At 43.7% G+C, this 24792-nt stretch carries 27 protein-coding genes; 19 read left to right on the top strand and 8 right to left on the bottom strand.

What is annotated here, in order from left to right; translation table 11 throughout:
* The first annotated feature begins 97 nt into the window (after window positions 1–97).
* The 3 genes from BCT11_RS08660 (at window position 98) to BCT11_RS08650 (ending at window position 1501) form a co-directional block, all read left to right on the top strand.
* Window positions 98–643, top strand: coding sequence for a glutathione peroxidase (locus BCT11_RS08660; protein ID WP_102388000.1), 546 nt, complete (start codon window positions 98–100; stop codon window positions 641–643).
* 11 nt (window positions 644–654) lie between these two features.
* Entirely contained in the window at window positions 655–1101 is a 447-nt protein-coding gene (locus BCT11_RS08655; protein ID WP_039974992.1) for a DUF3429 domain-containing protein, read from the top strand.
* A 154-nt stretch (window positions 1102–1255) separates the two neighbouring features.
* On the top strand, window positions 1256–1501 hold the full coding sequence (locus tag BCT11_RS08650; protein WP_005433479.1) for a hypothetical protein: 246 nt from the start codon (window positions 1256–1258) through the stop codon (window positions 1499–1501).
* A gap of 60 nt (window positions 1502–1561) precedes the next feature.
* Here BCT11_RS08650 and BCT11_RS08645 read toward each other — a convergent pair whose 3' ends face one another.
* Both BCT11_RS08645 and BCT11_RS08640 read right to left on the bottom strand, forming a co-directional pair.
* Window positions 1562–2161: a thiol:disulfide interchange protein DsbA/DsbL gene (locus BCT11_RS08645; RefSeq protein ID WP_038877682.1), complete on the bottom strand. Its 600-nt coding sequence runs from the start codon at window positions 2159–2161 to the stop codon at window positions 1562–1564.
* 82 nt (window positions 2162–2243) lie between these two features.
* Window positions 2244–2621 (bottom strand): hypothetical protein, encoded by a 378-nt coding sequence (locus BCT11_RS08640; protein ID WP_038867315.1) that lies wholly within the window; start codon window positions 2619–2621, stop codon window positions 2244–2246.
* A 193-nt stretch (window positions 2622–2814) separates the two neighbouring features.
* Between BCT11_RS08640 and BCT11_RS08635 the strand changes: the two genes are divergently transcribed.
* Window positions 2815–3120: an isoamylase early set domain-containing protein gene (locus tag BCT11_RS08635; RefSeq protein ID WP_038867314.1), complete on the top strand. Its 306-nt coding sequence runs from the start codon at window positions 2815–2817 to the stop codon at window positions 3118–3120.
* 224 nt (window positions 3121–3344) lie between these two features.
* Window positions 3345–4064 (top strand): SDR family oxidoreductase, encoded by a 720-nt coding sequence (locus BCT11_RS08630; protein WP_005442483.1) that lies wholly within the window; start codon window positions 3345–3347, stop codon window positions 4062–4064.
* Between the two features lie 88 nt (window positions 4065–4152).
* Here the strand turns inward: BCT11_RS08630 and BCT11_RS08625 are convergent, their stop codons facing one another.
* Window positions 4153–4806, bottom strand: coding sequence for a GntR family transcriptional regulator (locus BCT11_RS08625; RefSeq protein ID WP_102387982.1), 654 nt, complete (start codon window positions 4804–4806; stop codon window positions 4153–4155).
* A gap of 148 nt (window positions 4807–4954) precedes the next feature.
* Between BCT11_RS08625 and BCT11_RS08620 the strand changes: the two genes are divergently transcribed.
* The 3 genes from BCT11_RS08620 (at window position 4955) to BCT11_RS08610 (ending at window position 9237) form a co-directional block, all read left to right on the top strand.
* Complete coding sequence (locus BCT11_RS08620; RefSeq protein ID WP_102387981.1) at window positions 4955–6310, top strand: FAD-dependent oxidoreductase; 1356 nt, start codon at window positions 4955–4957, stop codon at window positions 6308–6310.
* Window positions 6311–6320: 10 nt separating this feature from the next.
* On the top strand, window positions 6321–7445 hold the full coding sequence (locus BCT11_RS08615) for a mandelate racemase/muconate lactonizing enzyme family protein (RefSeq protein WP_045404660.1): 1125 nt from the start codon (window positions 6321–6323) through the stop codon (window positions 7443–7445).
* Between the two features lie 187 nt (window positions 7446–7632).
* Complete coding sequence (locus tag BCT11_RS08610) at window positions 7633–9237, top strand: BCCT family transporter (RefSeq protein WP_038877692.1); 1605 nt, start codon at window positions 7633–7635, stop codon at window positions 9235–9237.
* Window positions 9238–9338: 101 nt separating this feature from the next.
* Here the strand turns inward: BCT11_RS08610 and BCT11_RS08605 are convergent, their stop codons facing one another.
* Both BCT11_RS08605 and BCT11_RS08600 read right to left on the bottom strand, forming a co-directional pair.
* A complete protein-coding gene (locus BCT11_RS08605; protein ID WP_133152139.1) occupies window positions 9339–10574 on the bottom strand; it encodes a hypothetical protein in 1236 nt (411 codons plus the stop codon).
* 227 nt (window positions 10575–10801) lie between these two features.
* Entirely contained in the window at window positions 10802–11989 is a 1188-nt protein-coding gene (locus BCT11_RS08600; protein ID WP_102387979.1) for a hypothetical protein, read from the bottom strand.
* Between the two features lie 582 nt (window positions 11990–12571).
* On the opposite strand from BCT11_RS08600, the gene BCT11_RS08590 reads away from it, so the two are divergent.
* The 6 genes from BCT11_RS08590 (at window position 12572) to BCT11_RS08565 (ending at window position 18358) form a co-directional block, all read left to right on the top strand.
* Window positions 12572–13285, top strand: a complete 714-nt coding sequence (locus tag BCT11_RS08590; protein ID WP_042604941.1) for a response regulator — start codon at window positions 12572–12574, stop codon at window positions 13283–13285.
* Window positions 13285–14571, top strand: coding sequence for an ATP-binding protein (locus BCT11_RS08585; protein ID WP_102387978.1), 1287 nt, complete (start codon window positions 13285–13287; stop codon window positions 14569–14571). Before BCT11_RS08590 ends, BCT11_RS08585 begins: the two co-directional genes overlap by 1 nt.
* Before the next feature lie 133 nt (window positions 14572–14704).
* A complete protein-coding gene (locus tag BCT11_RS08580) occupies window positions 14705–15097 on the top strand; it encodes a glycine zipper family protein (protein WP_038877700.1) in 393 nt (130 codons plus the stop codon).
* A 170-nt stretch (window positions 15098–15267) separates the two neighbouring features.
* The gene (locus BCT11_RS08575; protein ID WP_102387977.1) at window positions 15268–15624 is read left to right on the top strand and encodes a diacylglycerol kinase; all 357 of its coding nucleotides are present in this window, start codon (window positions 15268–15270) and stop codon (window positions 15622–15624) included.
* Between the two features lie 21 nt (window positions 15625–15645).
* Window positions 15646–17298 carry a phosphoethanolamine--lipid A transferase gene (locus BCT11_RS08570; RefSeq protein WP_102387976.1) on the top strand — a complete coding sequence of 551 codons (1653 nt, stop codon included), beginning with the start codon at window positions 15646–15648 and terminating at the stop codon, window positions 17296–17298.
* 127 nt (window positions 17299–17425) lie between these two features.
* Window positions 17426–18358, top strand: coding sequence for a Gfo/Idh/MocA family oxidoreductase (locus tag BCT11_RS08565; RefSeq protein WP_102387975.1), 933 nt, complete (start codon window positions 17426–17428; stop codon window positions 18356–18358).
* Here BCT11_RS08565 and BCT11_RS08560 read toward each other — a convergent pair whose 3' ends face one another.
* The gene (locus tag BCT11_RS08560; RefSeq protein ID WP_102387974.1) at window positions 18359–19282 is read right to left on the bottom strand and encodes a helix-turn-helix domain-containing protein; all 924 of its coding nucleotides are present in this window, start codon (window positions 19280–19282) and stop codon (window positions 18359–18361) included.
* Between the two features lie 120 nt (window positions 19283–19402).
* Here BCT11_RS08560 and BCT11_RS08555 point away from each other — a divergent pair, with 120 nt between their 5' ends.
* The 5 genes from BCT11_RS08555 to BCT11_RS08535 all read left to right on the top strand — a co-directional run bounded on the left by BCT11_RS08555 (window position 19403) and on the right by BCT11_RS08535 (window position 22928).
* Complete coding sequence (locus BCT11_RS08555; RefSeq protein ID WP_102387973.1) at window positions 19403–19921, top strand: cysteine hydrolase family protein; 519 nt, start codon at window positions 19403–19405, stop codon at window positions 19919–19921.
* 106 nt (window positions 19922–20027) lie between these two features.
* Window positions 20028–20750 carry a hypothetical protein gene (locus tag BCT11_RS08550; RefSeq protein WP_102387972.1) on the top strand — a complete coding sequence of 241 codons (723 nt, stop codon included), beginning with the start codon at window positions 20028–20030 and terminating at the stop codon, window positions 20748–20750.
* Between the two features lie 172 nt (window positions 20751–20922).
* Window positions 20923–21075 carry a hypothetical protein gene (locus BCT11_RS08545; protein WP_005535284.1) on the top strand — a complete coding sequence of 51 codons (153 nt, stop codon included), beginning with the start codon at window positions 20923–20925 and terminating at the stop codon, window positions 21073–21075.
* Between the two features lie 12 nt (window positions 21076–21087).
* Window positions 21088–22302, top strand: a complete 1215-nt coding sequence (locus BCT11_RS08540) for an MFS transporter (protein ID WP_102387971.1) — start codon at window positions 21088–21090, stop codon at window positions 22300–22302.
* Window positions 22303–22496: 194 nt separating this feature from the next.
* Window positions 22497–22928, top strand: a complete 432-nt coding sequence (locus BCT11_RS08535; RefSeq protein WP_009704819.1) for a YccF domain-containing protein — start codon at window positions 22497–22499, stop codon at window positions 22926–22928.
* 113 nt (window positions 22929–23041) lie between these two features.
* On the opposite strand, the gene BCT11_RS08530 is transcribed toward BCT11_RS08535, so the two are convergent.
* Both BCT11_RS08530 and BCT11_RS08525 read right to left on the bottom strand, forming a co-directional pair.
* Window positions 23042–23692, bottom strand: a complete 651-nt coding sequence (locus BCT11_RS08530; protein WP_061034497.1) for a hypothetical protein — start codon at window positions 23690–23692, stop codon at window positions 23042–23044.
* A gap of 87 nt (window positions 23693–23779) precedes the next feature.
* Window positions 23780–24736, bottom strand: a complete 957-nt coding sequence (locus BCT11_RS08525; protein WP_102387970.1) for a hypothetical protein — start codon at window positions 24734–24736, stop codon at window positions 23780–23782.
* Window positions 24737–24792 lie beyond the last annotated feature (56 nt).

Genomic DNA, 24792 nt, shown 5'->3' with positions numbered 1-24792 from the left:
AACTTTACGGGGTCACTTCAGAATTCAGCGGCTTTTTTGATCGATTTGATTCCTTTGCGAGTAGTTATACTTAGTAAAAACAAAAGGAATCAACACCATGAAGGGAATCACTCGCAGCGCACTTACCGCAACACTACTCTCCACTAGCTGTTTGGCTTTTGCATCGAGCTGTCCAGATATCTTGCAAGGAAAGCAAAGGCTTCTCAATTCAACGGAAGAAATAGAGCTTTGTGACGCCTTCAAAGGCAAAACGCTACTGGTCGTGAACACCGCAAGCCAGTGTGGCTTTACCCCTCAATTCGAACAATTAGAGCAGTTGCATCAAACTTACAAAGACCAAAACTTTGCCGTTGTGGGCTTTCCAAGTAACGACTTTCGTCAAGACCGTGGCAGTGAAGAAAAAACCGCTAAAATTTGCTATCTCGACTACGGTGTTACCTTCCCTATGATGGCGCGAACCTCTGTTCTTGGCGAGGATGCAAACCCAGTATTTGCCGAGATCAGTACTCAAGCGGGCATTACTCCGAAATGGAACTTCTACAAGTTCTTGATCGACAAAGAAGGTAAAGTCGTTGCGACCTTCCCAAGTTCAACCTCTCCAACAAGTACTACGCTTACTAACATGATTGAACAGCAACTGTAAGGAAGGCTGCTATGACGACCACACGTACGACAATGCTGCAATTGGGTTATTTAGGACTGCTGCCCTTTCTGTTCAGCTTAGTTCTCATCGTTACAGAAAGGACTTTGTTTAACTTATCTGGGGAGCAGTTTTTTATTGCTTACAGTGCGGTGATTTTGAGTTTTCTTTCCGGGGTACTTTGGGGCAACGCCATTGATCATTTCTACCATCGATTGAGTCGAAATGCCTTGGTGCTAAGTAACTTATTCGTATTGCTTGCTTGGGGAGCATTGCTGCAAGGTAACAAGCATTATGTCACCGCGACTCTGTTATTGGCAGCTGGCTACATTGCCGTTTGGTACGCGGAAAAGCTGATTCGAAGAGTAGAAAAAGAGGCGGAGCCAAAAGGGTATCAGATGATGCGAGGCAAGCTCACGACAGGTGTGGTACTTATGCATGGGTTGGTTTTAATTGCTTAAACTGGTCTGTCCACCCACCAGATCACAAAACTCACCAAATTATATAAAACAATGTTCATTTCGTGAAGTGAGCGTAATTTTGAACACCGTTTTGTTTTAATTATGAACGGATGGTCATATAAGTATCTCAAAAGCATTCACAAGGGATATGAATATGTTTTTTCGTAAACTACTTTTTAGTACCGCAGTTATCAATGCAACAGCGGGTTGCGTGTCTTATCAAGCACAACAGGCTGCGGTCAATACGGTGAATACCACTGGAGTGGTTCTTAACAACGTAGTGAAAACTACCATCGCTCAGCCTTGTAACGTTGCCGTCACTGTTGCCAGCTTGTTTTATCCAAATGCGATCTTTATGACTGATATGCCAACCGCAGCTTGTACGGCTGTTCTCCGCTAACGCAAAATGAACATAAAAAATGGCGACCTCGATGGTCGCCATTTTTATTTTTCTCAAAAACTATAGTGTCAGTAGGTAATTCACTAACTCGTTGTATTCATCATAAGTACGAATCTCATTAGGGATAACGATGTACTTATCGTTGACCAATACACCTGGAACACCCGTTAATGTGCTTTGTTTGAACTGCTTATCAAAGCCCTTCTGCATTGAGTTAACGGCAAAGCTGTTGTAAGCCGCATCAAACTTCTTCGCATCGACGCCGTTATCAACGAAAATCTGCTTGAGTTCAGATTCATCTTTTGGAGCTTGGCGCTTTTGATGAATTTGAGCAAACATCGCCGGTACCATCGTCTTCTCTACGCCCAAAGACACCATTGTTGCGTATGACTTAGCCATTGGAACGGCCATATCGCTGCCCATAAAAGCAACATGAACTTTCTCAAAACTTGCATCTTTCGGTAATGCTGGCTTCATGTTGTCAATCACTGCTTCAAACTTGTAACAATGGGGGCAATAAAAAGAGAAGAATTCCGTCACTGTCGGTTTGCTGGCCTTGTCTACATCTAAGACCTTGTAGTGCTTACCTTCTTCAAATTGTGCTGCGTGGGCAGTAAATGCCAATAAAAGGGTGCTGCATAGCGCGAGTAGCTTTTTCATGTTTGATTCCTTTAGGCACACCTGTGCCATTCTCATTAATAAATAAAACGCCAGTTGGGCTGGTCAATGATTGAGGCTGGAATCAAACAATTGGAGGACGGTAAGGCTTATAAATAACGAGCACCGCTTTCGGTGTGAGCGCTTTGTCGATCAAAGCAAGACGATGAGGGAGTTGTATCTGTTCATCTTGCAAAAGGTTCGTGGGAATTTTAACGAGGCATGAAGAGGTACAACTGGTATGTGGTTGCTGTCCTTTCTCTAAGACATGCACATCTTGATGAGACTCAACACAATCCGTTCGTTCAGTACCTAATGGATGATGAAAGTCATCAGAAGCCGTTTGTAACGTATGATGTTCAATCGGTGCCGTAGCCGCACGTACACTTGACGCAAAACCAGTTAGCAGCATGGCCAACAAGCAAAGCATTGTCATCATTAATGTACGATTAAAACTCAACATACAACTTCTTTAAAATATGGTGAATACTCATCATACAGAATCCACCCTTTCATACAAGTTATCCGATGAGTAACACCCTCATAAACCAGAAGATTCTTACTTTCGTTACCGACTACGATTCCAATAAAACTTGAAATCACTATGAAACCTGAGTAATAGTTAGATCAGTTTTTGTACAAACAAGGAAAGATTAATGCTTAAAAAGAGATTCTTTAAAACAAAAGATGAAGTCGAAGTCACGTTCGAGCTAGACAAAAATCAGTGGGAGTCGATTCAAATTGCAGGCGATTTCAACAACTGGCAACCAGAACCAATGAAGCTCGTGAAGAAAAGTGGCCAATTTAAATTTAAAACGCGCTTGCCGAAGGAACAAAATATCCAGTTCCGTTATCTATTTGACGAAGCTGAATGGGAAAACGATCCGCAAGCAGACGCATACGTGCCTAATGGCTTTGGTAGCGACAATAGCGTCGTTTGTACCCAAGAGCAGCCAGCTTAATCACTAAATACACAAACTAAGGTGCACTAGTGCGCCTTTTTTATTGCCTAATTTTCATAAAGTTACCACTAATTGTTGTTATATGGCAACAGTGTTTTACCTAAAGCGATATATATCAACAAACACCATTTCCTTAATATATCCACATCGCAGCGAAACAGGTGTTCTTGACTAAAAGCTGCTCTCAAACGAAAGCAATTCTTAAAAAATTAAGGAAACAAAAGATGAAAAAACTGATTGTAATCACAGGTGCAAGTTCTGGTATTGGTGAAGCTATCGCACGCCGTCTAAGCGATGAAGGTCACCCACTTCTTCTTCTTGCTCGTCGTGTAGAGCGCTTAGAAGCACTAAACCTGCCAAACACGCTATGTGAAAAAGTAGACGTTACTGAAAAAGCTTCATTTGAAGCGGCAATTGCTAAAGCAGAAGAGAAATTTGGCCCTGCTGACGCACTAGTAAACAACGCAGGCGTGATGCTACTTGGTCAAATTGACACACAAGATGCATCAGAGTGGAAACGTATGTTCGACGTGAACGTACTTGGTTTGCTAAACGGCATGCAGTCTGTGCTAGCACCAATGAAAGCGCGTAACAGCGGTACTATCATCAACATCAGCTCAATCGCAGGTAAAAAGACGTTCCCAGACCATGCGGCTTACTGTGGTACTAAATTCGCGGTTCACGCAATTTCTGAAAACGTTCGTGAAGAAGTAGCAGCATCAAACGTTCGCGTAACAACAATCGCACCAGGCGCTGTAGAAACTGAACTGCTTTCTCACACTACATCGCAAGAAATCAAAGATGGTTACGGTGCGTGGAAAGAAGATATGGGCGGCGTGCTAGCTGCTGATGACATCGCACGTGCAGTTGTATTTGCTTATCAGCAACCACAAAACGTTTGTATCCGTGAGATCGCTCTAGCACCAACTAAGCAACAGCCTTAATCCCTGCGATTCTAAGACGAAGAAATCAAAAAAGCGGCTCAATGCCGCTTTTTTGTGGTTGCTGTAATCAAACGGACCTAAAACGGTATTACTTCCTCGGTTTAATCGTTCGATAAGCCACATCAGTTAGGTAGTCATTGAGACGATGTGATGCCGCGACCGCGTCCTCGGCATCAGTATGGCTGACAGCACGTAAAACGGCAGCATGAAGAGAAGACGCTTCAACCAAATCTGAGTCTTGGTTTTTAAATGCAAACCAAAAGCGGCGGGATAAGCCTTGTAGTGGTGCCATTGCTAGCTGTAGATACTCATTACATGCAGCTTTGACGAGCAAGGTATGGATTTCTTTAAGTAAAGACGCGTAAAGCAGATCATCTTTGTTTTCTGCACAAGCTTCTAACTGCTCAGCCAACATTAACATCTGCTGTTTCTCTTCAACACTTGCTCGCGAGGCAGCGTAGTTGACACATAAGGCTTCAATGTCGCGACGGACTTCTAAGATCTTTAGTTGGCTCTCGACAGAGATTGCTGGGATTTGAATTCCACGTCGCGGGTGGATCTCAACCATACATTCATAAGCCAATCTTTGTAACGCTTCTCGAACTGGCGTTCGCCCAAGTTCTAATTCTTCTGCCAACTGTTTTTCACTGACCATACTCCCTGGTTCTAATTCGCGGAAGATGATCATTTTTTCAAGTTTGCTGTATGCAACTTCTGTCTTATTGACTGAATTTACGGTCATTCTCGTTCCTATTCCATTGATCAATCTTTTAGTGAGCAATCTCACGATAAGAAGTTTTGCCATTGTACCAAAAAAAGAAATCCGAATATATTAAAAACATACAACTGATATATCAGATGAACATCAGTAATCTATTAGTGAGGTAAGAATGAAATCTTGGAACATTATCCGTCGTTATGAACACACTCCTGACCTACCTGTTTTGGCTGAAGTAGAAGTGTTAGTCATTGGCGGAGGTCCTGCTGGTGTTGCCGCAGCTGAAACGGCTGGTCGTCTAGGTAAGAACACTTGGCTAATTGAGAAATACGGTTTTTGCGGTGGTGCTGCCGTCGCGGGCTTATCTGGCACTATTTGCGGTATGTACATGGCATCGGACGATGAAAATGCACAACCAGAACAAGTAGTATTCGGTTTTACAGAACGTTTTCGTCAAGCATTAGAAAACAAAGGTGGTGTCACTGCTCCACAGCGCTACGGTAAAACGTACACAGTGACGCACGATCCTTTGATGTGGCGTGAAGTTGCTGATGATTTCCTAGAGCAAGCAAATGTCAAAACTCTATTCCATACGTCAGTCACTGGCGTGATCATGGAAGGCGATGCATTTAAAGGCGTGGTCATCGAATCAAACGCAGGTCAAAGTATCATCTTAAGTCAACAGATCATCGATGCTTCTGGTGATGCTGCTGTGGTAGCTCGTGCGGGTATGGATTATTACTTTGGCGACAATGGTCGTATTCAAAACCCAACCATGTTCTTCCGTTTTGGCGGTGTCGATATGGACACTTACCTTGACTACTACGGCAACGACACGATCTGCCCTCCGAAAGTCACCGAAAACATTCTCGCAGCCAACGAAAGCGGCGAATACCAGTTGCCACGTCATAAGATTTGGATTTTTCCGACCACACGAGCGAATGAACTGATGGTCAATGCGACACGACTTGCAGGTCAAGATGGACGCATGCTGAACGTTATTGATCCTGAAGATTTCACAGAAGCTGAAGTGTTTGGTCGTCGCCAAGTTCGTGAGTACGCCCGTTTCTTGAACAACTTTGTTCCAGGTTGTGAACAAGCATTCGTTGTCGACACCGGTGTAGAAGTCGGCATTCGTCAAACGCGCTCTATTGTTGGTGTCGAAACGCTAACTAATGAAGACGTTGTTAACTGTCGCAAGCGTGAAGACGGTATTTGCCGTACCCCTTGGCCTATTGAATTGCACTCCGGCGACAAACCAAAACTGCACTGGCTAATTAACGATTACTACGACATCCCATTCCACACGCTAGTGCCAGTGGTTGGTGAAAATATCATTGTTGCTGGTCGATGCTTGAGCGCCGAACACGAAGCCCTTGCTTCTGCTCGCGTCACCGCGCAATGCTTTGAGCTTGGTCATGCAGCGGGCATTGCTGCTGCACAAGCGATTGATACAAATACGGCGATTCGTGACCTAAATATCGCGGAGATTCGCGCCACCATGATTAAAAATGGCTCACGCCTGTAAGGACTGAAAAATGACCGATCTAAAAATTGAACGTGTAGAACTTTACGCTGTAGCAGACCGCGATGCAGCACCTGTACCATGGGCAGATAACCAAGAACCTTTGTTATACACCAATAACATCGTCCGTCTAATTTGTAACGATGGTACAGAGGGGTTAGGCGCAACAATCAGCTATACAGAGAATGATTTTGACCGTTGCATTATCGAATCTCAACGCACCATAGTTCCAGGTTTACTGGGTAAAAATCCATTGGCAACTCAAGAGCTCTACAACTGGTTAATGGCGCGTTGTACTTGGGGTGGTCTGCCAGCTAAAGCGCCAATTGATATCGCAGCATGGGACATCAAAGGCAAAAAAGCGGGCATGCCTCTTTACATGCTTTTAGGTGGCGCTCGAAACAAAATGTTGTCTTATGCATCGACGCCAATGTTCGACACCGTAGATGAGTACTTCCCGTACCTAGACGACTGTATTGCACACGGCTTTAAAGCAATCAAGCTTCACTGCTACTGCGTGTACGAAAAGGACGTTGCCCTTGTTGACGCAGTTCAGGCTCGTTACGGGAAAACTGGCATTCGATTCATGCTTGATACGGCAACCTTCTACACGCCAGAACAAGCAATGGCAATGGCAAAACGTCTAGAAAGCTACCACTGGGAGTGGTTAGAAGCACCGGTTTCTGATTACGACTACAACACTTATAAACGCCTAGTTAAAAATACCGACCTTGAGATTTCTAGCCATGGTAACTGCTTGTTAACACTGCAAGAAGTGACCTATGCCTTATCACAAGAGATGTGGTCTGACATTCGCCAAGACGCGACGGTTTGTGGTGGTATTACGCCTCTAAACAAATGCTTCCATATTGCAGAGGGCTTCTCTAAGAACCTAGAGATCCAATCAATGGGTTACACGCTAACGCAAGCCGCAAACCTGCACGTCGCTCTTGCGCATAACAACTGTAAATTCTTTGAACAATTCTACCCTTACGAAGACTTTGAGCTAGCGTCGAAAACCGTTATCCGCACCGACAAAGAAGGTTATGTCCGTGCTCCTGAAGGCAACGGCTTAGGTGTTGAAATGGATTGGGACAAAGTGAAAGAAATGTCTGTGGCATCGTACGTGTTCGAATAAACCGCAGCTTCAAGACAAAAACAATTAATACAGAGACAGCAAAAGACTGACATCCCTCTAACCCTACACTGTCTGCCTTTCTAATTACTCGTATGGGAACGGGAGAAAGGCAGACGCCCTGAGTGTCAGTGACAATAAACAAGGCCGTCCGAGTATTCTCATTAATAGACAATATTGGAAAGTCACAATGAAATTGAATACTTCAGAAATCGACTGGAAACTTACTTTTGGCAGTTTTGGATTTGTACTGCTTCTAGGTATTCTTGCAGTGGTATACCCAGAAGCCGTAAAAAGCACCATGAGCGGCATGCTAGATTTTACCGTCATTAACTTCGGTTCTGGTTTCCTTTGGTACACACTTTTCGCAACAGGTGCCCTATTGTTCCTCGCCTTTTCTAAATATGGCGATATTCGTATGGGCGACACCAAACCTAAGTTTACGAAATTCCAACTGTTCGCAATGGCATTGTCTGCGGGCATGGGCGCAAGCACCATGTACTGGGGCTTTATTGAAGCGGTATACTACTTCATGGACCCTCAGTTCGGTATTACAGATAAAGCCATGGCAATGGAATACGCTACGGCTTACAACATGTTCCACTGGGGCGCTGCAGGCTGGTTTATCTACCTCATTGTAGCCATCCCATTCGCCGTCGTATTCTACCTAAAGAAAAGCCGACGCATGAGCCTAAGTGGTGTTATCAACTCACTTTTTAATGATCGCCTTCCAGTTTGGGCTCAGAAGTTTATTGACCTACTGTTCATCATCACCACGCTTGCCGCAACCGCATTAACATTAGGTTTGGGCATCCCGATGATTTCCTCTAACCTAGCGAGCTTAACAGGCATTCCAGACAATTTAATGTTGGGTATTGGCGTTATCCTTGGATTGTCAGTGATCTTCTCTCTCAGCTCTTACATCGGCATTGAGAAAGGCATGGCCCGCCTATCTAGTGCAACCATTTATATCTGTGCAGCGTTTGTTGGTATCATCTTCATCATCGGGCCATCAGCTCTGATCATGAACAACTTAACCAATGGCATTGGTATCATGTTGACTGAATACATCCGCATGAGCACCAACACAGATCCATATGGCACAACGTTGTTCCCTCAATACTGGACGGTATTTTTCCTAGCGAACTGGATTTCTTACTCACCGGGTGTAGGTGTCTTCATCACTAAGATCATCCAAGGTCAGAAGCTAAAAGACGTGGTTCTAATCCTAGTGATTGGCGGCACAATGGGCTCTGCGGTTATCTTCGGTGTATGTGGCACCTTCTCAATGGATCTTGTAAACAACGGCGTCGTTGATGGTGTCAAACTGATTGGAGAAGGTCAGCCAACTGAGTTGGTGAAGCAAGTATTTGACTCAACATCTATTCCAATGTTGCTAACTGCTATCTACCTAGTCACGATGATTCTGTTTACAGTAACAACACTAGATGGCACCTCGTATTCACTAGCAGGCATCGCAACTAAACAGCTAGATGAAGAAGCAAACGTAAACCCAATGTTTCGTCTGTTCTGGTGCTTATTGCTAACAGCGCTACCAATCATCTTCTTACTGATTAATGCTGACTTGAATATCCTTAAAGCGTTCCCTGTACTGATCATCGTATTGATCGTGCCAGTGTTCTTCATCGCGGCGGTTAAAACACTCCAATACCTTAAGCAAAACTACGAACAAATTATGGAGCATCAACGCAAACAAGATGAAATCCTTGCCAAGGAAGTACAACAAGAACAAACCGAGGTTACCAACCAGCAACCTGCTCCACAGGCTAGTTAGTCACCTTTAGGCAATTAAAAAAGCTCCGAGTAATCTCGGAGCTTTTTTGTTTTGACTGACCCGTCCTGAAATGTGTCTTCACATTGTGTGACGAATTACAACTACTTCACCCAGATCCTTGCAGCTTTATCATTGTAGTGACTTGAAGAATGCCAGATTCGTGTCCATCGGTAACAACCATAGTAATGGTGTTTACCGCGTTTTTTACCCAACTTGATTTTGTAGCCACGAGTTAGACGTGGAGATATTGTCATCGCGGAAAACGTGTAGATGTAATTATCACTCAAGTCGTATACCGCTTTCTTTGGTGCAACGCATAAACGCTTACCTGTAAAGTCATCATTTTCGTAAAAACAGGCAAGACTATCATCAGGTTCAATCAATATCATAGATGTCTTATCATTCAGATACTTAACAAACCTTTCATTCTTGTAATAAGTCCTATATTTAGTTTTTCGACCAAATTCATAGTCAGAAACTAAAGTCGCACGATACCCATTACGAATAGTGAAAGATGACGTGATGTCGTTAAAGTCAGCAGGAAGTTTCAAAGGTTTGTTTATATCTTTGGTGGAGTAGCAAAGACTTCGCCCTTTATAGTGTGCATACTCGTAAAGACACAAGGCTGTCTCACCTACCCCATCATCAACTTGATACGAAGGAGAACAATCACTTACAAGAGTCGGATTACCAATTGAAAAACCACCCACAGCACAAGCTTTAATAGAGCTTGTTTCGTTAGTAACAGCTTTGCCTATCAATGTTTGTTCATCGACAAAATAACTAATCGTATTGTCTAGTACGCGTTCATTTTGATCCAAGTGCTCTTGGTAAATGAACGAAAACACTCCCGCCCCATCAATAGACTGAGAGTAGGACTCTGGTTGTACACCCACCATAAGGTTATCACTGTCAACAAAATCGATTTCAATACCGCCTGTATTCTCAATGATCTGTCTAGTACTTACAGGACTGCTCACATACTCAGAACACTGAACCTTCAAGTTGTTATCAATACAAAATCGTACTTTATTGGTTTCAATAGTGTTACTGGTTAAGTAAACTTTGCTACTCAGTTTGACACCATTCTCAGCTTGCCAGTAGATATCTTGAGAGTTCCCTTGTTTATCAAAGTTCGTCGCCAACTCACCATCAACATAGGAAAAAAGTACATACTGCCCAGATGTACCCATGCTTTGTCGCGTTATAGAGAAGCTTTCGGAGACTATTTCTAGATTACCTAAATTGTCTAGCGCTGATGCTGACGTTCCGGATAGTGCTTTCTGGGGTATTGAACCCACTAATATATAAAACAAAATAAATGAAAACTTTTTCATAATACCTTTCCGTTTGTTCGTTACCTTATTTCATTAAGTAATAGGTTTTTAAATCTTCTGATGAGTTATAATTAAGAAGCTCAGTTTCCTATGTTAAATGAAACAGATTAAAATTGGTTAGCAAGAATTTAAAAATTAAAACATCTCGCTAACCAACACTTATTAAATAGAACAAACTATTGCTAGCATTTCTTGTAAAAATAAAGCAATAGTGCTAACAATAAATATTAATCCGTATTTTTCTTACAGATATAATATCCTTTATAGAAAGAGCGAGGTGCTTTTTGAACGGAAAGATCATCACTTAGCATAGTGACTTCTCCCCACCCACCAGTGACAGCGAAACCGGATTCGATGTGATTGCTTGACCAGTACCCTGTTTCTCCAGGCCAAGTCGCATCAATCTCATCCATATCTTCATTGACAAGGGTTTGCATATCGGCCGCAGAAAGTGCACTTATCTTGCCACCTAGTGCTTTACAATATGAATTTAGAAGATGCTCATCTCCTTCAAAAGACGGGGCTGCTGTGTAAGTTTTTTTCGCAGTTTTATCTGCATTCCAAACATCCTCTTCATGTTTGAACGATGTCGAAGGGAAAAGAACATCAAACTGTTGTTTAGTAGGTGGACGGCAGTACGGATCACAATCAGATTCAGCAACAATCCTAGTAGTACACGCATTCCAAGTTGTGCTACCTACATCAAAGTAAACATCCTCACATATCTCTACCACATTTACTGGAGCCAAATTAAGGCTCTTCAATTCGTAATTTGCTTGAACGTCTACCTTTTTCCCACTTAGATCCGGAGTATTGGTGCCCTCATTTACCTGAGTTGCTATAACTTTTTTATCAACTTTATCTTGTATCAGACTCAACCATAAGCCAATACCAACTTTTGAACCTTCTTCGTCATCCCCAGTAGGTCCGATATATGAAAAATCCACTGTAATGCCGATATCGCTATCTGCACTCAGTACAACATTATCTTGAACTGTTTGACTCACAGACCACCAGTCTCGATAATCAATAAAATCATTAGCAGTTCTTAACCGATCAGGAGAGTTCACATAGACGGAAGCAGAACACGATGAGTCTAAACATAGAGAAATGCTTCTCCCAGCATCAACTTGTTTCGGTGTATACAAGATACCATTCATCAATCGTTCGTTACTTGTAGCGTCAATCCAATAGTAATTGTTCCTCTCCCCCGTTGCAGAATAAAGGTTCAATCCCATGCTTCCATTAACGCTTCCCGTAATACTTTGCCCAACGTTAACAACTCCACTTTGATGCAAAGTCGGTATTTCAATTTTTTCAACTGACGCATTACTTTTCAGTGGTAAAAAAGAAGCTAAGAATAAAACTGGGACACTATACTTATGTTTGAATTTTTCTCTAAATAATAAATGCATTTACTAAATCTCATGTAACCAATGGAAATAGGAAATATTCATCATTACTTTATAATTTAAAAGTTCCCACCTCATAATTCTTCTTATACTATTTGATAAGAGAGCTAATTATTTTTAATTTTATGTCATTCATTCACATAATAGCTTGTCATAAATTACATATAAATGGACGAAAATCTCAGTACCATTTTTACTAATTGCATTAAATACTTTCTGATCACAATCCCATGCAGCCTAATAACGTAAATGCGCTTCCCTCTTCAAGTGATCTTACATCAAGCTCAACTTGCCAATTGATCAACGAACTAAGAAGTAAAAGAAATAGAATTAATATGAGCCAAGAAGACTTAGCGTCATTTTGTGATACATCAGCGAGCCATATCAGCAAGATCGAAAACCTTAGAGTTGTTCCTAGGCTAGATACGTTTTTAAGAATGTGTTTAGCCTTAAACGTAGAAGTCACCATACTAACAAGGTAAAAAACTTTTAGGATAACAAGTCATCAATGCAAATGCGTTTATTGAAATCCCTGACAAATTTGTTTAAGTTTCAGGGATAATTCCTACAAGATGCATCACTGCTATGAACGTACAAGACACTAAGCAATCCCTTATCATCGTGGAAGACGATCCCAAACTGCAGGCTATGCTGAGCGAATACTTTGCAGAGCAGGGCTTTGAAGTCAGTTGTTTCGACAATGGGACCGATGCACCCGAGGCAATTCTTGAAAGCCAGCCAGATCTCGTTCTTTTAGATTTGATGCTGCCGGGGCAAGATGGATTGAGTGTTTGCCGCCAGATCCGCGAATGCTACAAAGGCAAAGTGCTGATGCTTACCGCAAGTGATGATGATTTTGACCATGTTGCTGCGCTTGAAATTGGTGCCGATGATTTCGTAACTAAGCCGATTAAACCGCGTGTTCTGCTTGCTCGTATTCGTATGTTGTTACGCCGCAAGGAAACCACAGCTTCAGACTCCGATACCTGCCTTGAAATCGGTGTGTTATGCCTAAACCGATTACGCAAAGCTTGTAATCTAAATCATGAGCCGATTGCACTCACCGATGGTGAATTCGATTTACTTTGGGTACTCGCTAGCCATCCTGAACAAACCCTTTCTCGCGAGTGGCTTACCAAAACGTTGCGTGGAATCGAATACGATGGCACTGACCGTACGATTGACAACCGAATTGTAACGTTAAGGAAAAAGCTTAGCGATAGCACAACTCCCCCACAAAAAATCATTACTGTCCGTGGTAAAGGCTACCTCTTTATGCCTGATGCTTGGAACGCGTAATGAAACGAATTTATCTGGAAAGTTTTTTAGGTCTGATCATTCTTTTCGTCGCCAGTTTGGTTGGATATGAAGTCATTGTTTATCAATTAAATACGGACTATGACTACTTACTTGAAGAACACGAGGCACAGGCTTTCCATGAATTGATCTACCCTATTTACCAAGATAAAGGAGAAGATTACACCATTCAGCAGCTAGAGAAGTTTGCGACATCAAGCCACATGTTGCTGATAGCGCAAGAGATGACGAGCCTCCCTCCTGAAGTTGAGAAAGTTTTTGATGAAGATCCTTTCGTTAATACGGCCTTCGATGATGAGAGAGATTTATGGTTTCGCTTTGAACCTGGCTCCCCAATTTTTAAACTGAGCGAAAACCCCAACAGCCCTATCATTCAAGCCATTAACTTTGATGACAACATTGTTTGGCTTTTCTTTCTAGCTGGTTTCGCGCTTTACTGTGTCTTATTGATTTGGTTCCTAAGCCGCCGTGTTCGAGCACTTGAGAAGGTCACTGTCGATTTTGCCTCTGGTGATTTTAATGCTCGAGCCGATACGTCTAGTGCCAAATCCGTGGGTACTCTGAACAAAAGCTTTAACCATATGGCAGAGAAAGTGTCTCGCCTGATCACGACCAACAAGATGCTTACCAATGCTGTCGCGCATGAACTACGTACACCGATTTTCCGGCTACAATGGCAAGCGGATCTCTTAGCTGACTCGACACTTAACAAACAACAAGAGAAATACATAAAGAGCATCGTAGAAGACATTGATGAAATGGAAAATATGGTCGAAGAACTGCTCTACTATGCAAAAATGGAGCGACCAAATGCCGAGATTCAAACTTCCTCTGTCGCCTTATCAAGCTTTGCTCAATCGTTTTTACCCAAGTGGCAACGTGACACCCAACTTTCTATCTTGATTGACGACACGAGCTCACAACAGGCAATCATTGACGCCGACCCAAAACTGCTAAAACGCGCCTTAGATAACCTACTTCGCAATGCAATGCGTTATGCACAAACCCAAATCGTGCTAGAGATTGTAGAGACGCCTGAGAAGTCTTGTATTCGCATACACGACGACGGCTGTGGTGTCGAAGAGAAAGACTGGCCTCATTTGTTTGACGCGTTTTATAGTGCTGACAAATCACGTAACAAGAGCACCAGTGGCTTCGGTTTGGGGCTTGCCATCGTCAAACAGATCGTTGAATTACAGAACGGCGAAGTCTATGTCTCACACAGCCCGTACGGTGGTGCGTGTTTTACAATCTGCTTTCCCAAGTAAATTCATAAACTTATCAATACTCCCGTAAACGCCATTACAAAAGGCGACACTTCAATACAATTGGCCGACAGAGTACCACAATAAAACAGTGTACATTTAATCCATAAATTCACAGCAATAATGGATCAACGCAATGTATAAACCTCTTCTTCTCGTCACCCTTTCTTCCACACTTGCTGCTTGTGCTTACAACCAAGAACCTGTTGTCGATATGACCAATGTTGACCAAGCCCAATACGAACAAGATTTTACTTACTGCCAAGGTTACGCAGAAAAAGTAGATAAAGGTGAAGCCGCTAAAACGGAAGCACAAAATGGAGCGGTTACTGGAGCATTGGTCGGTGCCGTTGCTGGCGCATTAGAAGATGGCATCGGCGGGGCTGCTGTGGGTGCGGTTGCGGGCACAGCTGTCGGAGCAGGCGCCGGTGCTGTTGGTGGTGCTAGTGATTCAACCAAAACTCAAGCATTGGTTCTTCGTAAATGCCTAGCAAACAAAGGCTACACAGTATACGACCTTGAATCATAAAGTATAAATTCTCATCAATTGCATAAATAATTGAGTTTATAGCTGTGAATTTCACAAATGTTTCACGATCACTATTCTACTCTCCAAGCGTAATTAGATGCCTTTTCTTTAGGGGGCTTGATCCCTCATTGCCCTCTCTTTTTTTGGCTTAGTCGTATAAGGCCCTCATTTTGAAACCAGGTAAAACAGGCATTCGCCGGATATTGGACGCAACCGGCTATTCACTTCAAGGATTGAAAGCAGCATGGACTCATGAAGCCGCTTTCAGACAGGAACTAGTACTCACTCTCGTACTTTCTATCTGCGCATTCTTGCTTCCTGTCACCACCTTAGAACACATCATGATGATCAGCAGCCTTCTGTTGGTCGTGATTGTTGAATTGATTAATTCCGCCATCGAAGCGGTTGTCGATCGTGTCAGCGATGACTGGCATGAACTCAGTGGAAGAGCCAAAGACATTGGCTCCGCAGCAGTTTTTGTTGCGCTTTTTCTCGCCCTTTTTGTTTGGGCGTCGATTTTACTTTAGACCAACCGAAGAATGTCACTTATGAAGACAATTGAATCCCCAGCTAAAGGTATCTCTTATATTACCTTCACGCTTTTACTTGCATTGTATTTCGCTCTCGTAGTGAATATTCCTATCTACAAAGAGCTCGTTCATATTTTTTCAGGATTGGATCAAGTTAAAATAGGTTTCATCATAACGATTCCTATCTTCTTCTTTGCTGCGCTGAACTTCTTATTTAACCTATTCAGTTGGCCCTGGATCGGCAAGCCATTCTTCATTTTCCTGCTTATCACATCGGGCATGGTGAGTTACGCAAGCTACAACTACGGCACCTTGTTTGACACAGACATGATCACCAATATCGTAGAGACAGACACCAGTGAAGCCAGCTCTTACCTGAGTACCTATTCGGTCATTTGGACTGTCATCATGGGTGTCATCCCCGCTTTACTTGTTTTCAAACTGAAGTTCAAACCACTCAAAGATCAATGGCTTCGCTTTGCGCTAACCAAAATAGTATCTATGCTGGCATCGCTGGTTGTTATCGCAATCATCGCAGGGCTTTATTATCAAGACTATGCGTCGGTTGGTCGCAACAATAGTTACCTAAAAAAAGTCATCATCCCGACTCAATACGTGTACGCGATCTCTAGCTATGTAAAAGAAAACTACTTAACGACGCCAGAGCCCTATCGTGAGATTGGTACGGATGCGAAACAATCCCACCTTGCACTAGAGCAAGCAAAAGAGAAGCCGACGCTGCTTGTCTTTGTATTAGGTGAAACGGCACGAACTCAGAATTATCAAATCAACGGCTATGAACGACAGACCAACCCATACACCAGCAAGTTAGACGTCATCTCGTTCCAAGACGTTTCTTCCTGCGGTACCGCAACGGCGGTTTCTGTGCCCTGTATGTTCTCTCAATTACCACGCCACGACTTCGATCGCAGTAAAGCAGACAATCAAGATAACGCATTGGACATCATGCAGCGCGCTGGCATTGATTTGATGTGGAAAGACAACGACGGTGGTGACAAGGGGGTTGCTCATAAGATCAATAAGATGGATGTCGCACGCGGCAAACAAAACACACTTTGCAACGGCAATACCTGCTACGACATGGCGCTGCTAGACAATTTGGACGACCAAATCGCGAGCATGAAAGGTAACCGAGTTGTGGCGCTTCACTTGATTGGCAGCCATGGTCCGACTTACTTTCAGCGCTACCCGAAAGACAAAGCGTTTTTCCAACCAGACTGCCCTCGCGCAGATATTGAAAACTGCAGTGTGGAGCAAATTGTTAACTCTTATGACAACACGATCCGCTATACAGACTTCGTCTTGGATCAAACCATTGCGAAACTGAAAACGTTGGAAGATAAATACAACACGGCGATGGTCTACGTCTCTGACCACGGCGAGTCTCTGGGCGAAAACGGGTTGTTCTTACATGGTATGCCTTATGGTTTAGCACCGGATTTCCAAAAGCGTGTTCCTATGATGCTTTGGATGTCACCAGGCTTTAAGCAAGCCAAACATGTCAACACCGATTGCTTGGAACAAGAAGCGCAGCAAACCGCAACGCACTCACACGATAATGTCTTCCACTCGTTGTTGGGCATTATGGATGTAGAAACCAATGCTTACGACGGCACCTTAGATATCTTTAAGACTTGCAGAACGTCTTAGTCGAAAACAAATACCTAAAAGCCTGACACATTAACGTGAGTCAGGCTTTTTTATGGCATTTCACTCCCAAAAATCATTCTTGTTCCAGTTATAATATTGGTCTTGCTAACAAACAAAGTAGAACCAGATGAAAATTGGCATCATAGGTTTGGGCGACATTGCTCAAAAAGCTTACCTTCCTGTTATCACTCAGCTTCCAAATGTTGAGTTGGTATTTTGTACCCGCAATGCAAACGCACTCAATTCACTAGCTCAACAGTATCGAATCGCAGAAACCTGCCAAGACTATCAACAATTGGTTGGCATGGGCGTAGATGCGGTCATGATTCACGCCGCTACTAGCGTTCACTCTCAAATCGCGTCTTTCTTTTTAGAACAAGGCATCCCGACATTCGTTGATAAGCCTTTGGCAGACAGCGCTGCTGAAGTAGAAAAGCTATATGAACTGGCAGAACGCGTGAAACAGCCTTTGTATGTTGGTTTCAATCGCCGTCATATCCCGCTCTACAATCAACATATGCCGAGCATCCAGAAAGGCGAACTTTCAGGCTTGAAATCTCTGCGTTGGGAGAAGAACCGTCATCAATTACCGGGGGATATCCGCACCTTCATTTTTGATGATTTTATCCACCCTCTTGATAGTGTGAACATCACGGCCAGAGCAGATCTGAAAGACGCTTACATTACACATCAAATGGATGGTGACCAACTGGCTCGTTTGGATATCCAATGGCAGCATGGTGAGACACTACTTCACGCATCCATGAACCGCCATTTTGGGATCACCACAGAGCGTGTCCAAGCGTGCTATTCAAACAAAGCAATGGAGTTTGATTCGTTTGTTGAAGGGAAACTGTGGCAAGACAATCAAGAGCAGAAGTTGAGCTTAAAAGATTGGACGCCAATGCTGACCAGTAAAGGTTTTCACTCTATGCTGTTGGATTGGTTTGAAGTTATCCAGTCCGGCAACATCGCCTCTGATATCGTAGCGCGTAATATCGCTAGCCACCAACTTGCCGAAGCGATTTGTCAGCACATTGAACAGTCGGTGCGTCGATAATTAAGCACTAAAACGAGCTCGGAACGCTTTGGGAGCCAATCCCATTGTTTTGATGAACACTTTGCGAAACGCGCTCGCGTCTTGATACCCAACTTGATAAGCGATGACTTCAAAGGCTAAGTTACTCGACTCTAATAAATCACACGCCTTTTGCACACGAAGATGCTGCAGGTACTGATTCAAGTTCAAACCTGTCGCTTTTTGGAAACGTCTCTGAAGCGTGCGCTCAGTTAAACAACTGCTCCCCGATAGAGCTTGGTTTGAAATCACATGTGAGAAATGATCAGCCATGTAGTGCTGAGCACTAAGAACGGCACTATCACCATGTTGAAAGTTAGGTGTGAATTGCTGATAAAAACGTTGCTCTCTGGCACCAGTATCGACCACCAGCATCTTTCCCAACAAACGCATCACTGCTGGTGTACTTAGCTGAGAAACCAGCTCCAACCCCAAATCAAGCCAAGACATCATGCCACCAGCGGTAATGATGCTGCCCTCGTTGATAAGGATGGACTCGGGCTTAAGCGTCACGTTAGGAAACCTATCTCGGAATAACCCTGCCAGCCCCCAGTGTGTTGTGCACGCTTTGTTATTCAATAAATCCGCGTGAGCGAGAACAAACGCGCCTGCACATGCAGACGCCACAACCGCACCGGCTATGTGCTGCTCAAACAGCCAAGACGTTAACGCCTCACTTGGCGAAAGGTAATATTGCTCCGCACCGCTTGGCGGCAGTATGACCACCGTAAACTCATCAGCTCGAATACTCTCTTCTTTCCAATCGATGATGTCCGCATGAAAGCGGCATTCGACATCCAGCTCAATCGAAGCGCGGTTTGCCATCTCAAACAGCTCCTGCAAGCCATAGACTGATGCTTTTGAAGCCCCCGGATAGTTCACAATAGCAACGTTTATCTTGTTCATTCCAATTGTCGTTTTTGACCTATTTTTTGTCATTTTAGACACTAAGCAAGATAAAAGAAAGCACGCATAATAGCTCCCATACCAAAGCAACACATTCACTGGAAACAAAAGGAAAACACCATGAGCCAAGCAGCACTTCTTGTTATCGATCTACAAAACGACTACTTCCCTAACGGTAAATTTCCTCTATGGAATACAGAAGCAACACTAAACAACATCAAAAGCGCAATTGCTAAAGCGAATGAGAAAAATATTCCTGTCATTCACATTCAGCACATCGCCGATCCAGCAATGGGCATTGCACCTTTCTTTAATGAAGGTTCTGAAGGCGCTGACATTCACCCTGAGATCTTAGCGCTAGCGCCAAAGGCCGATGTGGTCATCAAACACTTTGCGGACGGCTTTGAACAAACAAACCTTGAAGAAGTACTCCAAAAACAAGGGGTAACAGAGCTATTAGTAACTGGCATGATGACGCAAAACTGTGTCACTCATACTGCGATTTCTAAAGCGGCAGAAAAATACGAGGTATCAATTCTTATGGACTGCTGTACAACGGTCGATGAAATGATCCACAACATCGCACTGCACGCTGTATCAACTCGCGTCCCACTAGTAACGGCAGAACAAAAACTGTAAGCCAGCGAGCATCCACTATACTGTCTTAATTAGAATGGCCCGATGCGCCAAGCGTCGGGTCCTGTTGGTTGGCACTGACTCTCATTAACTCTATAGGGACAGCACAATGAAGTGGATGTCAGTTTTATCAATTATCACCTTATCGAGCGCACTCACCGGTTGTGGAGGGAGCGACTCCTCAGCTCCAGAGATTGCGGTAAGAGCTCTCAACTTTCAGACCGTTAACTTCGTCAACCAAAACCCGAGCGGTGTTTCAGATATCAGTGTTCAAGCCAATTATGGCAGCCTGCAAGAAGATATTTATTCCAATCTGCCACTTTATGGAGCGACAGAAACAGGCTTGCTGTTGATTCAAGAAAACGCCAGTACTTTTGATATCACGTTTGATTTGATTGAAACCAATAGCCAGCAAACCTTAGTCAGTGAGACACGTTCAATTGCTGTCTCTAATCCTCAAGTGATCTTTGCTTTTGGTGACGCTAACACAGGTTTTTATGACCTCGTCTTCCAAGACAAGCCCGACACGAGCAGTACAACCAATACTCAAGTCTCCGTATTCGTTATGGATGCTAGCCAACTCCAAGGCGGTATCAACAGTGATGTTTGGGTGGATGGGTCCCAACGGATCTTTAATCTGAGCAAAAGAACCCTGTCGAGCCAGATCATTGTGGGTGCGAATACCGCAAATGTTCCGATTGAAATCAGAGAAACAGGCACTACAACGGTGATAGACACGTGCAATGTTTCTACAGAAACCAGAGCCATCATGGTGATATTTGATCCATTGGGAAACTGTCGAGTGCTGTCTGTTTTAGACCCTGTTTTTTAAGCCAATTGTTGGTATTTTGGACACTCAATAAGGTATGCATAAAACGCATACCTCACTTCACTTTTTATCATTTGTGTCATCACAGACTTATCTCTACACTTCGCGCTCTTTTTTCTACTTGAGCGCACAATGCATGCTTTTTTCTCAAACCATTTTCGCTCAGGTGCTGAGAATGTCCGTCATGTTGGGCCTGTCGTTAATCATCGTCCATAACTCACCTAAGTTATTGGAAATATTAGCAGAGCAAGCCATCAACAGCGGTTGCCATCAGACCACTGGCGACGGCGAACATCAGGATCACTCTCATCACCACCATCACCATTAATAAGAGCAAATTATGAGTATTTTCCGATTTCCAATTCTTGTTTGGCTTGGAATAGGGATTTTGATTATCTGTCTAGGGATCAGACAATCGTTCGGCATTTTCATGATGCCAATTTCAGACCACTTCCAAACGGGTCGCGAGTTCTTTAGCTTTGCTATTGCCTTGCAAAACCTGTTGTTTGGTGTGTTCCAACCGTTTGTTGGTATGGCGTCAGACCGTTGGGGCGCGAAGCGTATTATCATTTTAGGTGCCATTTCTTACGCTTTGGGTCTTTACCTGACTTCTATCGCAGTTGAACCAACCATGATGTATTTGTCGCTGGGTGTACTGGTTGGTTTCGGCTTAAGCGCGACCAGTTATGTGATTGTGCTAGGCGCTGTGGCGAAAGTGGTTCCTGCCCAACACGCGGCAAAAGCATTTGGTTTGACAACTGCTGCGGGCTCATTCGGCATGTTTGCGATGATCCCCGGTGCACAAGCGCTATTAAGTGACTTTGGTTGGCAAGGTGCGCTTCAGGTGTTTGCCGTATTGTGTAGCTTTATGGTGATGTTTGCGTTGTTCATGAGAACGGCAAAACCACAAACCAACAACGCAGTAAATGCTCAAGAAGATACGCAAACCCTAAAAGAGGCGTTAAAAGAAGCTTTTGCACACAAAGGTTACTGGTTGATCCACGCTGGTTTCTTCGTGTGTGGCTTCCATGTAATGTTCATAGCCACTCACCTACCAAGTTACTTGGCAGATAAAGATTTACCCGCTTCAACAGCAGCGATGGCTCTGGCGTATGTCGGCATCTTCAACATCTTTGGCTCTTACTTCTGGGGCGTGATGGCTGACCGTTACAGTAAACGCCATGTAATGTCTGCTTTGTATTTGATGCGTACAGTCGTAATCGGTGCTTTTGTGACTTTACCTGTCACCGAACACACAGCTGCCATCTTTGGTGGTGCTATCGGCTTCTGTTGGTTAGGCACGGTGCCACTGACTTCAGGCTTGGTCCGCCAGATTTTTGGTGCTCGTTACCTTTCAACCTTGTACGGCTTAGTATTCTTCACTCACCAAGTAGGCAGCTTCTTGGGGGCTTGGGTTGGTGGTCGCATTTACGATTACTACGGTTCTTACGATCCAATCTGGTGGTCAACAGTCGTGTTAGCATTTATCGCGGCTCTTATTCACCTGCCGATCAATGACAAACCGGTGCCACGTTTGAACTTGGCAATCGCGTAATCTAAGGAGGCTCTTAACGTTATCGTTGGGAGCCTTTTCTCTTTTCTCCCCGCAACACGCTTTCTGTTTTTCCCTCAATCGAATAGGCATTCTCATCAATGATTGCTTATTTAAGATAAAGTGCGTCCATTCATCCTCTGTTAAGATTCGTGTGACATACTTAACACAACGCTATAAATCAAAAAGGGTTTTAAATGAGAACACTCGGCAACATCATCTGGTTTGTATTCGGTGGCGTATTCATGGGTTTGCTATGGTGGTTCTTCGGACTACTGGCTTTCATCAGCATCATCGGCATTCCATGGGGACGCGCTTGTTTCGTGATGGGTAACTTCTCGTTCTTCCCATTCGGCAAAGAAGCGGTTTCACGAGATGAACTGACCAATGAAATGGACATCGGTACTAGCCCGCTTGGCGTGATTGGTAACGTGATTTGGTTTGTATTTGCAGGTATTTGGTTGGCAATCGGTCATATACTTTCTGCCGTAGCATGCTTCGTAACCATCATTGGTATTCCGTTCGCACTTCAACACCTGAAACTGGCGGTTATCTCTCTGGCTCCGATTGGTAAAACAGTCGTGACAACAGAAGAAGCGGCAATGGCTCGCTACAACATCAACCGTTAATTTTGTCGCCCTCTGAGCATCCTGCTTAGAGGGTTATTCCTGTCAAAAGTAAGCCCATAATCGCCACTGCATACTCAAGAATAATTGATTGAAAGTTCATACTCCCACCTTAGTTAAAAGTTAAAATTAATACCTAGTTCTACGCTGTTCTCTTCACTTATCTTGGTCGAGCCCGGCGAAACTCGATGCTCACCAAATGTGTACTTCACATAAGGCTCTACCCATTTTGGTTTTAAAGTAATACGTACTTCGTGATTGGTTCGATGACCGCCTTCTGTGAGTTTTTTATCGTAGTTATACGAATAACCAAGCCGGATAAAATCAATCGGTGTATAGCTTGCACCAACGGTGTTTTTCCACTCTCTTTCTGTCTTTTCCAATAATGGGAATGACTTACCGATTGAGCTGGTTCTCCACTCATGAGAGCTGTTGGCGAAAACCATCCAATCATCCCCTAATGCGGTTCCGGTAAATACTCCCGCATCATACACATCGAACAGATCTGCACGGCCATAGCTCACAAATGCTTCTGTATAGAACTGTCCGAGCATCACGCCATATCCCGTCCCCAATTCTAAATACCCCGTAGAATCCACTTCAGCAGAAATGTTCCATTCTTCCGTTGCTTGTAAGTACCCTGAAGCAGTCACAATCCATTCATCATCTGTATTGGACACGTCTAAACCAAACTCTGGCATTTTGTAGTCAGCAGAAAAACACGGCACGGCAAAGAGCGCGCAAAGCAGCGTCAGAGATTTATTCATTGGAATACCTATCAGAAAGATTCGAAAAGAAAAAAGGAGCCACTTAAATCAAGCGGCTCCTTGCTACTTACCCTTATGCGATTTGGTTTACGAGCGCTCAACGCGGTCGCGAATCGCTCTTTTTATTTCCTGACGTTGCTCTTGTGATAGGGATTGAACCTTTTGTTTCAGCTCTGCACGCTGTTCTTTAGTTAATTGGTTTGTAGGCAAATTAGTGACATCTTCGATTGGGTGACTAATTTCTGGTTCGATTGGGTTAATTGGCGACGGCAGTTCAATCGGATGCATTGGAACCCCTTCAATTGGGTGGCTAATATCTGGACGGTTCGTAACTCCGGCAAATAAACGACCATCCTCGTTGCGGAATACCACCTCTGTGCCACCTTCTAAGCGCACGATGTAGTTATCCCCTTCTTTTGATGTATGACCTACAATGTCACCGTCTTCATTTCTAATCTCGCTATCATTAACGGTGTAAAAAGCACCTGAATCACCAACAACAATGTTTACAGTGTCTGTTTCATCTTTACTGATGAATACATGATTCCCATTATCACCAACGATTACTGCCGCACCTTCAAGTTCAATGATGTCACCATATGTCGGAACAACACCGCCTCCAAAGTCAGGATCTACATCTTCTTCAATAGGATGTTCAATCTTAGGTTTTACTTCTTCCACCACCAATCGACCATCTTCTACACTCAAGTGCACGAAACCCTTGTCATTCACAAACACCAACTCGTTATTGCGAACTTCGATATTACCAACCACATTACCTGAAGCATCTTTCACGACATCACCGTCGGTGAAGTACAGTTCACCACCGACATTAAATACGGTGTTACCTTCTACGCCACGGATTGCGACTGTGTTGTACTCACCATTGTCGCCTTGAATTGCCATTCCATCGAAATGTTCACCTTCGAAGGTTTGTACCGATGCCACACCTGCTGGCTCACTAGGGGAGTCCGAAGAACTTGATGATGAACAACCAGCTAGAAAAGATGCTGCGATAACTGCACTCAGTAATTTAACTTTCATGATTTACTCTCTTAATTTGTCGAAATTCAGGGCTGCCTCTTGCAGGTTCTGTGGAC

It is taken from the genome of Vibrio sp. 10N.222.52.B12 (assembly GCF_002875385.1).
GTDB classification, from domain to species: Bacteria; Pseudomonadota; Gammaproteobacteria; order Enterobacterales; family Vibrionaceae; genus Vibrio; species Vibrio jasicida.
Note: the sequence above shows the minus strand (reverse complement) of the source record. Positions and strands in the feature narration are given on the sequence as shown.